15 protein-coding genes are annotated in these 13,810 nt (G+C 71.9%); 3 read left to right on the plus strand and 12 right to left on the minus strand.

Translation table 11 applies throughout. The annotated features are described in order from the left end of the window. The first annotated feature begins 116 nt into the window (after nucleotides 1–116). A complete protein-coding gene (locus tag ABD52_RS40845; RefSeq protein WP_232236649.1) occupies nucleotides 117–488 on the plus strand; it encodes a hypothetical protein in 372 nt (123 codons plus the stop codon). Here the strand turns inward: ABD52_RS40845 and ABD52_RS18475 are convergent, their stop codons facing one another. The 4 genes from ABD52_RS18475 to ABD52_RS18490 are packed head-to-tail and all read right to left on the minus strand — an operon-like array spanning nucleotide 489 to nucleotide 3,218. After that, nucleotides 489–1,565, minus strand: a complete 1,077-nt coding sequence (locus ABD52_RS18475; protein ID WP_013473969.1) for an adenosine deaminase — start codon at nucleotides 1,563–1,565, stop codon at nucleotides 489–491. A 50-nt stretch (nucleotides 1,566–1,615) separates the two neighbouring features. Beyond that, entirely contained in the window at nucleotides 1,616–2,038 is a 423-nt protein-coding gene (locus tag ABD52_RS18480) for a PPOX class F420-dependent oxidoreductase (protein ID WP_047892650.1), read from the minus strand. Further along, complete coding sequence (locus ABD52_RS18485; RefSeq protein ID WP_047892651.1) at nucleotides 2,035–2,610, minus strand: NADPH-dependent FMN reductase; 576 nt, start codon at nucleotides 2,608–2,610, stop codon at nucleotides 2,035–2,037. Before ABD52_RS18485 ends, ABD52_RS18480 begins: the two co-directional genes overlap by 4 nt. Then, a complete protein-coding gene (locus ABD52_RS18490) occupies nucleotides 2,598–3,218 on the minus strand; it encodes a YitT family protein (RefSeq protein ID WP_013283986.1) in 621 nt (206 codons plus the stop codon). Before ABD52_RS18490 ends, ABD52_RS18485 begins: the two co-directional genes overlap by 13 nt. Nucleotides 3,219–3,275: 57 nt before the next feature. Between ABD52_RS18490 and ABD52_RS18495 the strand changes: the two genes are divergently transcribed. After that, nucleotides 3,276–3,761 carry a MarR family winged helix-turn-helix transcriptional regulator gene (locus ABD52_RS18495; protein WP_047892652.1) on the plus strand — a complete coding sequence of 162 codons (486 nt, stop codon included), beginning with the start codon at nucleotides 3,276–3,278 and terminating at the stop codon, nucleotides 3,759–3,761. Between the two features lie 3 nt (nucleotides 3,762–3,764). After that, on the plus strand, nucleotides 3,765–4,616 hold the full coding sequence (locus tag ABD52_RS18500) for a putative RNA methyltransferase (protein WP_013473964.1): 852 nt from the start codon (nucleotides 3,765–3,767) through the stop codon (nucleotides 4,614–4,616). Nucleotides 4,617–4,622: 6 nt separating this feature from the next. On the opposite strand, the gene ABD52_RS18505 is transcribed toward ABD52_RS18500, so the two are convergent. The 8 genes from ABD52_RS18505 to ABD52_RS18540 all read right to left on the minus strand — a co-directional run bounded on the left by ABD52_RS18505 (nucleotide 4,623) and on the right by ABD52_RS18540 (nucleotide 13,745). Then, nucleotides 4,623–5,303 (minus strand): DUF4272 domain-containing protein, encoded by a 681-nt coding sequence (locus tag ABD52_RS18505; protein ID WP_013283983.1) that lies wholly within the window; start codon nucleotides 5,301–5,303, stop codon nucleotides 4,623–4,625. A 101-nt stretch (nucleotides 5,304–5,404) separates the two neighbouring features. Beyond that, the gene (locus ABD52_RS18510; protein WP_047892653.1) at nucleotides 5,405–6,685 is read right to left on the minus strand and encodes a thymidine phosphorylase; all 1,281 of its coding nucleotides are present in this window, start codon (nucleotides 6,683–6,685) and stop codon (nucleotides 5,405–5,407) included. 144 nt (nucleotides 6,686–6,829) lie between these two features. Continuing rightward, complete coding sequence (locus ABD52_RS18515) at nucleotides 6,830–7,531, minus strand: cytidine deaminase (protein WP_013283981.1); 702 nt, start codon at nucleotides 7,529–7,531, stop codon at nucleotides 6,830–6,832. A gap of 104 nt (nucleotides 7,532–7,635) precedes the next feature. After that, the gene (locus ABD52_RS18520) at nucleotides 7,636–8,916 is read right to left on the minus strand and encodes an ABC transporter permease (protein ID WP_013283980.1); all 1,281 of its coding nucleotides are present in this window, start codon (nucleotides 8,914–8,916) and stop codon (nucleotides 7,636–7,638) included. 2 nt (nucleotides 8,917–8,918) lie between these two features. Continuing rightward, nucleotides 8,919–10,283 carry an ABC transporter permease gene (locus ABD52_RS18525; RefSeq protein ID WP_047892654.1) on the minus strand — a complete coding sequence of 455 codons (1,365 nt, stop codon included), beginning with the start codon at nucleotides 10,281–10,283 and terminating at the stop codon, nucleotides 8,919–8,921. Beyond that, nucleotides 10,280–11,935 carry an ABC transporter ATP-binding protein gene (locus ABD52_RS18530; RefSeq protein ID WP_013283978.1) on the minus strand — a complete coding sequence of 552 codons (1,656 nt, stop codon included), beginning with the start codon at nucleotides 11,933–11,935 and terminating at the stop codon, nucleotides 10,280–10,282. The genes ABD52_RS18525 and ABD52_RS18530 overlap by 4 nt, the downstream gene beginning before the upstream one ends. A 121-nt stretch (nucleotides 11,936–12,056) precedes the next feature. Beyond that, nucleotides 12,057–13,127, minus strand: coding sequence for a BMP family protein (locus ABD52_RS18535; RefSeq protein WP_030270517.1), 1,071 nt, complete (start codon nucleotides 13,125–13,127; stop codon nucleotides 12,057–12,059). A gap of 276 nt (nucleotides 13,128–13,403) precedes the next feature. Then, nucleotides 13,404–13,745: a hypothetical protein gene (locus ABD52_RS18540; protein WP_013283976.1), complete on the minus strand. Its 342-nt coding sequence runs from the start codon at nucleotides 13,743–13,745 to the stop codon at nucleotides 13,404–13,406. Between the last annotated feature and the right edge of the window lie 65 nt (nucleotides 13,746–13,810).

Genomic DNA, 13,810 nt, shown 5'->3' on the forward strand with positions numbered 1-13,810 from the left:
ATGACCCTACGTGTCCGCGTCGAAACGGACAGGTGGACTGGGAGTCCCCCTTGTCCTGGGATTCGGACACGGCGGTGCAAACAATCGCCCGACTGGCTCGTGAGGGCAAGGCCGAAGTGCCGGTTTATGCGATCGGCGCAGACCGTCGAGTAGCCACCCGGCCATTCGATGTCGACGGATCGCCAATCTTCGTCGCCGAGGGGATCTTCGCGGCCGAGATCGTGGCCGAGTGCCGGCGACTGGGCCTGCTCGCCGGTGCGTACGCGCTGCGCCGCCCGCGCGGCGCGACGTTCCTGCGCCGCCTCGCCCGGGATCTCGCCGAGCAGCGCAAGGCGCCCCGGGTGCTGCTCCGGCGCGGGGTCGCGCTGCTGCGCGCCGAGCCGGCCGTGCTGCGCCGGCAGACCGGGCTGGGCGCCGAGGCGGCCCGGGCCGGGCAGGTGCTGCGCGGGGTGGCCGCACTGCTCTCCGGCCACCCCCGCCAGTCGTGATCAGCCGATCAGCTCGGCGTACGCCGGCTTGATCACCTCGTCGATGATCCGCAGCCGCTCGTCGAACGGGATGAAGGCACTCTTCATCGCGTTGATGGTGAACCACTGGAGTTCCTTCCAGCCGTAGCCGAAGGCCTCCACCAGCAGCGCCATCTCCCGCGACATCGAGGTGCCGCTCATCAGCCGGTTGTCGGTGTTCACAGTCACCCGGAACCGCAGGTCACGCAGCAGCCCGATCGGGTGGTCGGCGATCGAGGCCGCGGCGCCGGTCTGCACGTTCGACGACGGGCACAGCTCCAGCGGGATGCGCTTGTCCCGCACGTACGCGGCCAGCCGGCCCAGCACCGGCGGGTTGCCCGGGGTGATGTCGTCGACGATGCGGACGCCGTGGCCGAGCCGGTCGGCGCCGCACCACTGGATCGCCTGCCAGATGGACGGCAGGCCGAACGCCTCACCCGCGTGGATGGTGAAGTGGAAGTTCTCCCGCTGGAGGTACTCGAACGCGTCCAGGTGCCGGGTGGGCGGGAAGCCCGCCTCGGCGCCGGCGATGTCGAACCCGACCACCCCGGTGTCGCGGTGCCGCACGGCCAGCTCGGCGATCTCCTGCGAGCGGGCCGCGTGCCGCATCGCGGTGAGCAGCGTGCCGATCCGGATCGGGGTGCCCGCCTCGGCGGCCAGCGCGCTGCCCTCCCGGAACCCGGTGACCACCGCGTCGACCACCTCGTCCAGGGTCAGGTTCTGCTCCAGGTGCTGCTCCGGCGCGAACCGCACCTCGGCGTAGACCACGCCGTCGGCGGCCAGGTCCAGCGCGCACTCGCGGGCCACCCGGCGCAGCGCGGCAGGGGTCTGCATGACCGCCACCGTGTGCGCGAACGTCTCCAGGTAGCGCTCCAGCGAGCCGGAGTTCGCCGCCTCGGTGAACCAGACGCCGAGCGCCGCCGGGTCGGTGGTGGGCAGTTCGTGGCCGACCTCGGCGGCCAGCTCGACGATCGTCGCGGGCCGCAGGCCGCCGTCGAGGTGATCGTGCAGCAGCGCCTTCGGGACCTTGACGATGTCCTCGTACGAGATTGCGACCATGCTCAGACCCTAGTCACCCCCGGTACGGGCGCGGCGGTGGACCGGTCCGGTCAGGGCCGCCAGCCGTACACCCGCTCCACCGCGAGCCGCAGGACCACCCGCCCGTCGGCCACCATGGCGGCCCGGTAGTCGGCCCAGTCCGGGTGCTCGCCGCGGATCCGCCGGTACACCTCGACCAGCTCGTCGACAGTCGCGTCGTCGGTGGCCGCAGCGGGCGGGGTGAGCGTCACGGTGCCCTCGGCGACCGCGTACGCCCCGCCGTCGGCGGTGGTCACGTGGAAGCTGGCCCGGGGGTCGCGGCGCAGGTTGCGCACCTTGGCCCGGTCGCCGGTGGTGGAGCAGCGGATCAGGCCCGGCTCGGCCAGGTAGTCGAGGTTGGACAGCTGGGGGCGGCCGTCCCGGCGCAGCGTGACGAGCACTCCGCGCCCGCGCTCGCCGAACAGCTCCCAGAGCCGGGCGCTCACCGCGCTCACCGCGCCACCTCGGTTCGCAGCGGCGCGAGCGCGGCGGCCAGCCGGGCGAGCTGATCCAGCATGAGCGCGGCGGCCTCCTCCCGGCCGGGGTCGGGTCGCAGCTCGCCCGCCTCGTCCAGCGCCTGCCGCAGGAAGACGACCACCTGGTCGTTGACCGGGGTCATGTTCAGCGTGGTCACCACCTGCTTGATCATCTGCACCGCGCGCAGGCCCCCGGAGGTCATGCCGTAGCTGACGAAGCCCACCGGCTTGTGCTGCCACTCGTGGTAGAGGTAGTCGATCGCGTTCTTCAGCGGCGCGCTGAAGCCGTAGTTGTACTCCGGCATGACCAGGACGAAGGCGTCCGCGGCGTCGATCTCGGCGCTCCAGGCCCGGGTGTGCTCGTGCAGGTAGACCCGCTCGGACGGGTGGTGCGGCTCGTCGTGGAAGGGCAGCCCGACCTCGGCCAGGTCGAGGAGGCGTACCTCGTCGAAGCCGGCGTGGCGGACGGCGGCGGCGGTGAACCAGTCACCGATGCGGCGGCCGACCCGGCCGGGGCGGGTGCTGGCGACGACGACGGTCAGGCGGGGCATGGCGAGGTCACTCCTGTCGGGACGGGGGCCGGGGCGGTGAGCCGGGGAACGAACCAGGCGACGATCGGCCCGATGCCGATCGCGTAGAGCAGGGTGCCGGGGCCGACGGCGCCGCCGAGCAGCCAGCCGACGGCCAGCACCGTCACCTCGATCGCGGTGCGGGCCGGGCCGAGCGGCAGGCCGCGGGCGGCCAGGCCGGTCATCAGCCCGTCCCGCGGGCCGGGGCCGAGGCGGGCGCCGAGGTAGAGCGCGGTGGCGAGGCCGTTGAGCAGGACGCCCGCGACCAGCAGGCCGATCCGGCCGGCGAGCGGGGCGACCGGCGGCAGGAGCGCCAGCGTGGCGTCGAGGGCCAGGCCGACGAGCGCGACGTTCGCCACGGTGCCGACGCCCGGCCGCTGCCGCAGCGGGATCCACAGCAGCAGCACCAGCAGCGCCACGCCGTTGACCAGCAGGCCCATCGGCAGGCCGGTGCGGTCGGCGAGGCCCTGGTGCAGCACGTCCCAGGACGCGAGCCCGAGGTCGGCGCGGACCATCAGCGCGACGCTGACGCCGAACAGGGCCAGGCCGGCGAACAGCCGTACCAGCCGGGACGGCAGTTTGGTTGACATGTCATCAACCTAGGCCGCAACTTGGTGACATGTCAACAACGCCGGTACGATCGGCGCATGGACGAACCGCGCTGGCTGGACGAGCAGGAGGACCGCGCCTGGCGCGGCTACCGCCGCATGCGCCGCCTGCTCGACCTGGAACTGGCCCGGGAGCTGATGCAGGACGCCGGCCTCTCCGAGCCCGACTACGACGTCCTGAGCGACCTGTCCGAGACCCCGGAGCAGCGGCTGCGGCTCAGCGAACTCGCCGACCGGATGCTCTGGTCCCGCAGCCGCCTGTCCCACCACATCTCCCGCATGCAGCAACGCGGCCTGGTCACCCGGGAGGAGTGCGCCACCGACGGCCGCGGCTCGGTCGTCGTGCTCACCCCGGCCGGACGCCGGGCCGTCGAGGCCGCCGCACCCGGGCACGTGGCGGCCGTCCGCCGGCACCTGATCGACCGGCTCACCCCGGCCGAGGTGGCCGCGCTCGGCACGCTCAGCCAGCGGGTGATCGACCACCTCACCGGCCGCCTCCCCGGCCGACCCGAGACGGAGCACTGAGCCGTGGACGATCGCATCCTCGCCCGGCTGCGCTGCCCGGTCTGCGCCGAGCCGCTCACCGAGACCACCGCCGGCACCGCACGCGCGCTGCGCTGCCCGCGCGGGCACAGCTTCGACATCGCCCGGCAGGGATACGTGAACCTGCTCGCCGGCCGCGCCCCGCACACCGGGGACAGCGCCGAGATGGTCGCCGCCCGCGCCGGCTTCCTCGCCGCCGGCCACTACGACGCCGTCGCCGCCGCGCTTGCGACCACAGCGGTACGCGTCGCGGGCTCCGACGCGTACCCCCTGGTCGTGGATGCCGGCGCCGGGACCGGGCACTACCTCGCGGCGGTGCTGGCGGCGCTGCCTGAGGCCGCCGGCCTGGCCCTGGACGTCTCCAAGCCGGCGCTGCGCCGCGCGGCCCGGGCGCATTCGCGGGCCGCCGCCGCGCTCGCCGACACCTGGCAGCGGCTGCCCCTGGCCGACCGGTCCACCTCAGTGCTGCTGAACGTGTTCGCGCCGCGCAACGGCCCGGAGTTCCACCGGGTGCTCGACCCGGGCGGCGCGCTGCTGGTGGTCACCCCGGCCGCCGACCACCTGACCGAACTCGTCGACGCGCTGGACCTGCTGCGGGTCGACCCGGACAAGGCCGACCGGGTCGCCGGCAGCCTCGGCGCCCACTTCGCCGAGGAGTCCGCGACCGGGCACCGGGCCCGGCTCGCGCTGACCCGCGCCGAGGTCAGCACACTCGTCGGGATGGGACCGAGCGCCTGGCACGCCGACCCGCGACGGCTCGCCGCGCGCATCGCCGCGCTGCCCGAGCCGGTGCCGGTCACGCTCTCCGTCCGGCTCGGCGTGCACCGCCCGCGCTGACCCGGCTCAGGTGGAGAGGTCGACCTCTTCCCAGCCCGGCGGCTCGTCGTGGTACGGCCCGCGCAGCACCACCGCCCACTCCAGCGCCCACCGGCGCTGCCCGATCGCGTTGGCGTCCACCAGCCCCGGCAGCGCGCCACCCGCCTTCTCGGTCTCCAGGTACGCCCAGTCGAGGCAGTAGTGCAGGTCCAACAGTGCCGCGGCGTCACCGGGATGCTGCGGCGCGGCCAGGATCCGGGCCCGCCACTGGCCGAACGTCTCCCCCGCCACCAGGTTCGGCATCCGCTCGACCAGCCGCTCGTCCACCGGCACCGTCGGGTCCAGCTCCTTGGCCAGCCCGAGCACCCAGGCCAGCGAGAACAGGGCGTCGTGGTGCAGCACGAACGACCTGTGGTCGCCCCGGCCGCCCATCACGAACTGCCACTCCGGCGGCGTCACCGAGTCGACCAGGTGCGACTCCAGCAGCCAGCCCATCGCCGCCCGGGCGGGCATCCCGAAGCAACGGGCCAGGATCACGTGCAGCACCGCGATCCGGGCCTCGATCTCCGGGGTCGGACGCAGCTCGATCTCGTCGCCCGGCTCCCACACCAGCGGGAACTGCGGCGGCGGCAGCGGAAGACCCAGCCGGGACAACTCGTCCAGGCTCGCCTCCCGGACGGCCCGGGGATCGGGAGCGGGTACGCGCACGGTCAAGCCCCTGTCTGCTCACCTCGGCTCGTCGCCGGCCGATCCCCCCTGGCCTGGGAGGATAGCGGCTCCGGCCGGGCCGGCACCATGGCCGGTCCCGGTCAGCCGATCCGCTCGACGACGAGAGGCGCAGTCTCCGGCGCGTCCGGCGCGATCCGTACCGCCCGGCGCGCCTCGGCCAGCGCGGCCGGGATCCGCTCGGCGTGCTCGGCGCGCAGCTCGAACAGCGGGTCACCGGCGCGCACCCGGTCACCGGGACGCCGGTGCAGCACCACGCCGGCCGGGATGCTCACCGGGTCCTCCTTGCGGGCCCGGCCCGCGCCGAGCCGCCAGGCCGCGACCCCGATGGCGTACGCGTCGACCTCGGCGACCCACCCGTCCTCGGCCGCTGTGACCACCTCGACCTCGTTCGCGACGGGCATCGGGGCGTCCGGGTCACCGCCCTGCGCCCGGATCATCGTGCGCCAGGAGTCCATCGCCCGGCCGTCCCGCAGCGCCGCGGCCGGGTCGGCGTCCGGCAGGCCGGCCGCGTCGAGCATCTCCCGGGCCAGCGCCAGCGTCAGCTCCACCACGTCGGCCGGACCGCCACCGGCGAGCACCTCCACCGACTCGGTCACCTCGACCGCGTTGCCCACGGCCAGGCCGAGCGGGGTGGACATGTCGGTGAGCAGGGCGACGGTCCGCACGCCGTGCGCACCGCCCAGCTCGACCATGGTGCGGGCCAGCTCGCGGGCGTCGTCGACGTTCTTCATGAAGGCGCCGGAGCCGACCTTCACGTCGAGCACCAGCGCGCCGGTCCCCTCGGCGATCTTCTTGCTCATGATCGAGCTGGCGATCAGCGGGATCGCCTCGACAGTGCCGGTGACGTCGCGCAGCGCGTACAGCTTGCGGTCGGCCGGGGCGAGCCCGTCGCCGGCCGCGCAGATAACCGCCCCCACGTCGCGGAGCTGGGCGATGAACTCGTCGTTGGTCAGCGCCGCCCGCCAACCCGGGATCGACTCCAGCTTGTCCAGCGTGCCGCCGGTGTGGCCCAGGCCCCGGCCGGACAGCTGCGGCACCGCCGCGCCGCACGCGGCCACCAGCGGGGTCAGCGGCAGGGTGATCTTGTCACCGACGCCGCCGGTCGAGTGCTTGTCCACCGTCGGCCGGGACACCGGCGACAGGTCGAGCCGCTCGCCGCTGGCGATCATGGCGGCGGTCCACCGGGCGATCTCCGGGGCGGTCATGCCGCGCAGCAGGATCGCCATGGCCAGCGCCGACATCTGCTCGTCGGCGACCAGACCCTTGGTGTACGCGTCGACCACCCAGTCGATCTGCCCGTCGCTCAGCACACCCCCGTCCCGCTTCGCCCGGATGACGTCAACCGCCGTAAAAGCACTCACCTTTGAGTTCCCATCAATAGATCAACAATCGCCACGGCCACGCCCCCGCGAACGGTGACCAGGTCCGGCCGGGGCCGACCGTGCCCGGCGGAGGGATCAAGCCTGACCGCCCGGAGCCGGGCACGGTCGGCCCCGGCCCCAACCTCAGCCCCAGCGGACCGGAATCTCCGTAGGAGGCTCACCCTCACCAGCCCAGAAGATCGTCCCCGACGCGTCCACCACGACCACGCGCGGCGTCCGCGCCAGTCCCCACGCGATCGCCTCGGCCGGGTCGTCCCAGGTCGACCCCTCCTCCAGCACGCCGGTCTCGGCGTCCTCGGTCTCACCGGACGACCGCTCCCAGTACGTCGTCCAGACCTGCTGCCCGGCCGACAGGTCGGGGTGCACGAACACGGTGCCCCGGCCCCGCCAGGCGGCCAGCCGGTCCGGCACCACGGGCACCGGGTGCTCGCCGGTCACCGCCTCGATGTCGGCCACGTCGAAGGCGTGCGGCAGCAGCTCCGCCATCCGCAGCGGTCCGCCCTTCGCCTCGACCAGGCACTCCGGCCCGCCCTGCTCCCAGAGCAGCTGCCGGCACCTGCCGCACGGCATCAGCGGCTCACCGGTGGCGTCGACGCAGGACAGCGCCACGATCCGGCCTCCGCCGGTCGCGTGCAGTTGCGAGACCACGCCGCACTCGGCGCAGAGCGTGACGCCGTAGCCGGCGTTCTCCACGTTGCAGCCGACCACGACCCGGCCGTCGTCGACGAGCGCGGCGGCACCCACCGGGAACTTCGAGTACGGCACGTAGGCGTGCCGCATGACCTCGGTGGCGGCGGTACGCAGCCGCTCCCAGTCGATCTCCATCACAACCCCCATTCTGCCCAATCAACGCCGATCGGTCGCGGGTGCGGCCGGAGACGACGATGCCCGGCGGGTCGCCCCGCCGGGCACGGTGTCGCGGCGGGCGGTCAGCCCTTGATGTACGGCTTGCCGTCGGCGGCCGGCGCCCGGACCTTGCCGACCAGCCCGGCCACGGCCAGGATCGTCGCCAGGTACGGCAGCATCGCCAGGAACTGGCTCGGGATGCTGCTGCCGATCGCGCCCAGGTAGGTGGCGAGCTGGTCGGCGAAGCCGAAGAACAGCGCCGCCAGCAGCGCGCCGGTCGGGCTCCACCGGCCGAAGATCAGCGCGGCCAGGGCGATGAAGCCCTTACCGCCGATCATGTTCTTGGTGAACGAGTAGAGCGCCAGCGTGTACGAGGCGCCGCCGACACCTGCCACCAGACCGGCCAGGATCACGTTGCGGTAGCGCAGCCGCAGCACCTTCACGCCCAGCGTGTCCGCGGCGGTCGGGTGCTCGCCGACCGAGCGGGTCCGCAGGCCCCACCGGGTACGGAACAGCGCCAGGTGGATGACGAGCACCAGCAGCAGGCCGACGTAGAGGAAGATGTTGCCCCGGAACAGCGCCGGGCCGAGCAGCGGGATGTCGGACAGCAGCGGGATCTCCCAGTTGCCGAACCGGGGCGCGCTGTTGTACTTCGCCGCGTCGGTCTGCATCAGCCGCTCGTACAGGAAGCCGGTGATGCCGACCGCGAGCAGGTTGAGCACGATGCCCATGACCACCTGGTCGACCAGGTAGCGGATGGAGAACACGGCCAGCAGGAACGAGATGAACGCGCCACCGATGGCGGCGGCCACCAGGCCCACCCAGACGCTGCCGGACATGCTGCCGAACAGCGCACCGGAGAAGGCGCCCATCAGGAGCTGGCCCTCGATCGCCACGTTGACCACGCCGGAACGCTCGCAGAGCACACCGGCGAGCGCGCCGAAGATCAGCGGCAGGGCCAGGATGAACGTGCCGCGGACGACGTTCACCAGCGGCATGAAGTTGCGGCCCTCGGGCGCGGCCGAGACCTGCCAGCACAGGAAGCTCAGCACGAAGGCGACCAGCCCGGCGCCGAGCAGCAGCGTGAACCAGCGCTTCGGCACACCGGCCAGCAGGGCGCCTCCGGCCGCGGCGGTGATCAGCCCGAACAGGATCGCGCCGACCGTACCGTTGATCTCCAGGGCGGCCCCGCCCTCGGTCTCGCTGAGCGTGAACCGCGCGTGCTGGTCGGTCGCGAGCGCGCCGAACAGCACCGCCGCGAGCACACCGAGCGCCAGCAGGACCGCGCCGATCTTCCGGTTGCGGGTCCAGAAACCCTCGTCGACCGCGGTAACGGCGACCTCGGGGACAGCGGTGGTGGACATGCTCACCAGCCCTTCGCGAGGCTCGTCTGCAACCGGGCGGCGCGGGCCGCCCGGAGCTGGAAGATCGTCTTCACCAGGGCAGGCGCGGCGATGAAGATGACGATGAGCGCCTGGAGCACGGTGACCAGTTCCAGCGAGATACCGGAGTACGACTGCATCCGGTTGCCGCCGGCCTGGAGCGCGCCGAACAGCAGCGCGGCCAGCAGCACACCCCACGGCTTCACGCGCCCGAGCAGCGCGACCAGGATGCCGTCGAAGCCGATCTGCGCGATCACCAGCGGGGTCAGCGCGGTGGCGGTGGTGCCGAGCACCATGGTCGAGCCGCCGAGACCGGCCAGCATGCCCGCGAACACCATCACCAGCACGTACGTCTTCGTGACGCTGATGCCGGCGGTCCGGGCCGCGTCCGGGTTCGCGCCCACGGCCCGCAGCTCGAAGCCGAGCGTGGAGCGGTTGAGCAGCCAGGCGATGAACCAGGTGGCCGCCACCGCGAGCAGGATGCCGGCGTGCACCCGCAGGTCTTCGCCGAGCAGCCGGGGCAGCTGCGCGGTGGAGTCGACGGGCTTGCTGATCGCGTCCGCCCGGTTCGGGTTCTGCACCCCGTTCTGGACGATGATCCAGGACAGGAAGTAGACCGCCACGTAGTTGAGCATGATCGTGTTGATCACCTCGTGCGCGCCGGCCCGTGCCTTGAGGATGCCGGGGATGAAGCCCCAGAGCGCGCCGCCGAGCGCGCCGGCGATCAGCGCCACCAGCAGGTGCACGACGGGCGGCAGCGGCAGCGCGAAGCCGGCCACGGCGGCCAGGATGACGGCGATCGTCGCCTGGCCCTGGGCGCCGATGTTGAACAGGCCGCCGCGGAAGGCGAGCGCCACCGACAGGCCGGTGAAGACGAGCGGCGCGGCGTAGGTGAGCGTCTCCGAGATCGGGCTCATGGCGGCGGTGAAGCCGACCGCGTCCGGGTCGAAGATCGCGCCCTTGAACAGGTTCGCGTACGCCTCGCTGACCACAGTCCAGCTGGCGTTCAGCGCGTCGGTGGGACGGGCGGTGCTGTAGCTGTAGGTGGCGAGCACCTCGGGGTCGGACACGATGATCAGCACCGCGCCGACCACCATCGCCAGCAGCACCGCGAGCACCGTCACGGTGAGCGTGTTGGCCGCCCAGAGGTTGTCCAGGAACATCCGGCCCATGCTGGGACGGGACTCCCCGGCCGGGTCCGGCTTCTTCGCGGTCGCGGTGGCGGGGACCGTCTGCTCGGTGTCACCGGCCGGCTGCGTCGGCGTCGCCCGGGCCTCGCTCAGCGACTCCTGCGCCTCGGTCGCCGGTTCCTTGTCCGGCGAGCCCGAGACGGGGTTCGGGTTGGTCATGCCTCGTCCTCGTTGCCAGGGCCGTCCTCGGTCGCGGTGGCGGCGTCCGGGGTGGCGGCGTCCGGGGTGATGCCGGCCATCAGCAGGCCGATCTCCTCACGCGGGGTGTCGGGGCCGACGATGCCGATGATCCGCCCGCGGTACATGACCGCGATCCGGTCGGCCAGGCCGATCACCTCGTCCAGTTCGCTGGAGACCACCATGACCGCGGTGCCGATGTCCCGTTCGCGGATGACCCGGCTGTGGATGAACTCGATCGAGCCGACGTCCACGCCGCGGGTGGGCTGGGCGGCGATGAAGAGCTTCAGCGGCCGGGACAGCTCCCGGGCCACGATCACCTTCTGCTGGTTGCCGCCGGAGAGCGTGCCGACCGCCGCGTCGGCCGAGGAGGTACGGACGTCGAACTGCTCGATCCGCTCCCGCGCCGACTTCGCGATGGCCTCGGGCTTGAGCGACAGGCCCTTGCCGAACGGCGGCCGGTCGTAGATGTCCAGCACCAGGTTCTCCGCCACGGAGAACTCCTTGACCAGGCCGTCCACGCTGCGGTCCTCCGGCACGTAGCCGACCCCGGCGCGGAGCACCTTCTTGGTCGACCAGCCGTGCGTCGGCTCGCCGTCGAGGCTGATCGTGCCGGCGAGCACCGGGCGCAGGCCCATGATCGCCTCGATCAGCTCGGTCTGGCCGTTGCCCTGCACGCCCGCCACGCCGAGCACCTCGCCGGCGTGCACCGTGAGGTCGACGCCGTCGACCGCGCGTACCTGCCGGTCGTCGTCCACGACCAGGCCGGCGACCTCCAGGATCGGCTTGCCGGGGGTGCCCGGCTTCTTGTCCACCGTCAGCCGGACGCTACGTCCCACCATCAGCGCGGCCAGCTCGTCCCGGCTGGCGCTCGGCTCGGCGGTGCCGACGGTCTTCCCGCGCCGGATCACCGTGATCCGGTCGGCGATCGCCTTCACCTCGCCCAGCTTGTGGGTGATGAACACGATCGACTTGCCGGCGGCCTTGAGCGACCGCATGACGGTGAGCAGTTCCTCGGTCTCCTGCGGCGTGAGCACGGCCGTGGGCTCGTCGAGGATCAGCAGGTCGACGTCGCGGGTGAGGGCCTTGACGATCTCCACCCGCTGCTGGATGCCGACCGGCAGGTCCTCGATCACCGCGTCCGGGTCGACGCGCAGGTTGTACCGCTCGGAGACCTCGGCGACCTCGCGCCGGGCACGCCGGCGGTCGAGGATGCCGGCGAAGGGCCCCCTGACCTGCTCGGCGCCGAGCATCACGTTCTCGGCCACAGTGAAGACCGGTACCAGCATGAAATGCTGGTGCACCATCCCGATCCCGGCGGCGATCGCGTCCGACGGGCCCTTGAGCTTCAGCGGCTTGCCGTCGACCAGGATCTCGCCCTCGTCCGGCTGGTAGAGGCCGTAGAGCACGTTCATCAGGGTCGACTTGCCGGCGCCGTTCTCGCCGAGCAGGGCGTGGATCTCTCCAGGCTCCACCGTCAGGTCGATGTGGTCGTTGGCGACCAGATCACCGAACCGTTTGGTGATGCCGCGCAGTTCGAGTCTCAGCGCAACCTCCTGGAGTGCGAGCGATGGTGCAGCGTAGCGACCTGCCGCGCCGCCACCACGCCGGGTGGGGATGTTCGGGGGATTCAAGGTGATCGGCCGCCCCGGCGCCGGGGTACCTTCCCCGTTGCGCCGGGACGGCCGGATCGTCAAACCTGGTGCCCGCCGGCCCCCGCTGCCGATGATCGCACCGCGGCGGCCGGCGGGACCGTCACTTGGTCGGCTGGGCCTTCGAGGTGACGGTGATGGTGCCGGCGGCGATGTCCGCCTTGATCTTGTCGACCTCGGCCTTCAGGTCCGCGGGGACCTTGCTCTCGAAGTCGTGGTACGGGGCGATCGAGACGCCGGTGTTGGCCAGCGTGCCGACGAAGCCCGGGGTGGACTGGAGCTTCTCGCCACCGGCGGCCTTCACCACGGCCTCCTTGACGGCCTCGGGGATGTTCTTGACGACGGTGGTCAGGATCACCCCGCAGTCCGGGGTGCTCTCGCAGCCGTCGATGTCCACCCAGACGACCGAGTACTTGCCGCCCGCGGCCTTGGCCGCGGAGGTGGTGCCGAGACCGGCGCCACCGGCGACCGGCATCACGACGTCGGCGCCCTGGGCGACCAGCGCGTCGGAGACCTTCTTGCCCTCGTCCTGCTTCTCGAACGAGTTCGCGAAGGAGCCCTTCTGGGCGGCCTTGTCCCAGCCCAGAACCTGGACGTTCTTGCTCTTGGCCTTGTTGTAGTACGCCACGCCGTCGGCGAAGCCGTCCATGAAGATGGTGACCGGCGGGATCGGCAGGCCACCGTAGGTGCCGACCTTGCCGGACTTGCTCATCCCGGCGGCCAGGTAACCGGCCTGGAACGCGGCCTGCGCGGTGTCGAACTGCATCGGGTAGACGTTCGACACACCCGGGTTGGCGTCGACGATGCCGAACTGCTGGTTCGGGTTCTTCTCAGCCGCCGCCTTGGTGGCGTCCGACATCAGGCCACCGACGGCCAGGATGAAGTCGCACTTCTGGTTGACGAACCCGGTCAGGTTGACCTCGTAGTCCGCCTCGGCCTTCGACTGGACGTTCTTGATCTCGATCTTGTCGTTCTCCTTCTGCGCCTCCTGGAGGCCCTTCCAGGCCGAGGCGTTGAAGGACTTGTCGTCGATGCCGCCGACGTCGGTCACCATGCAGGCGCTGAACTTCTTGCCACCGTCGCCGCCGGCGTTCTTGTCGTCGTCCGGAGCCTCACCACACGCGGCAGCGCCCAGCACGAGTCCACCCGCCACGATGGCGGAGGCGATCCGCATCCCACGCACAGAGCGCAAGACGTCTCCTTCCCCTTGCACACCGCGTCGTGCGCGGTGCACAGCCCTTCGCCGGCCTGCGGTGTGCCGCCGGCGTCCCACGTTACGGACGGGAGCGTACGCCCGCGCCCACCCACCGGCCGACAATCGTGCACGACTGTTGAGCGTCTGTTACCCCGGTGTAACCCTTGGGTGGGGCACGTCACTTCTCATGCCGGTAGGCGCGCGCGGTGGTGTCGCGAACGTCCGTTTTCCCGAGCTTCCCCGACTCCTGGCGAACTAACGCCAGAACACCGCGACGGCAGCGTTGACCAGCGTCAACCCGACGATCGCGAGGAAGTGGCCACGGTTGACGGTCTCCCGCTTACGGGAGAAGAAGACCATGACGAAGATGAGCAGCGCGAGCACCAACTTGGTAACAAGTTTCGCCGGGGCCGGCTCGTCCCCGTCCCGCAGCGGAGCGGACAGCCCGATGCCGGTGAGGATCTGGATGATCGCGCCCCAGAGCATGGCGGCGTTGATCCGCAGCCGGCCGGTGACGTACTGGGCGATCGCACCACCGAGCAGCAGCGCGAAGCCGATCAGATGGACGTAGAGAAGAATCAGTCGAAGAGCTTCCACGCGGCCCATCCTCCCTCATCAACGACGCTTCGTAGTAGTCACCCCGCCGACCTGCCGTCATACCG

Source organism: Micromonospora sp. RV43, assembly GCF_001029515.1.
In the GTDB taxonomy this organism is placed as follows: Bacteria; Actinomycetota; Actinomycetes; order Mycobacteriales; family Micromonosporaceae; genus Micromonospora; species Micromonospora aurantiaca.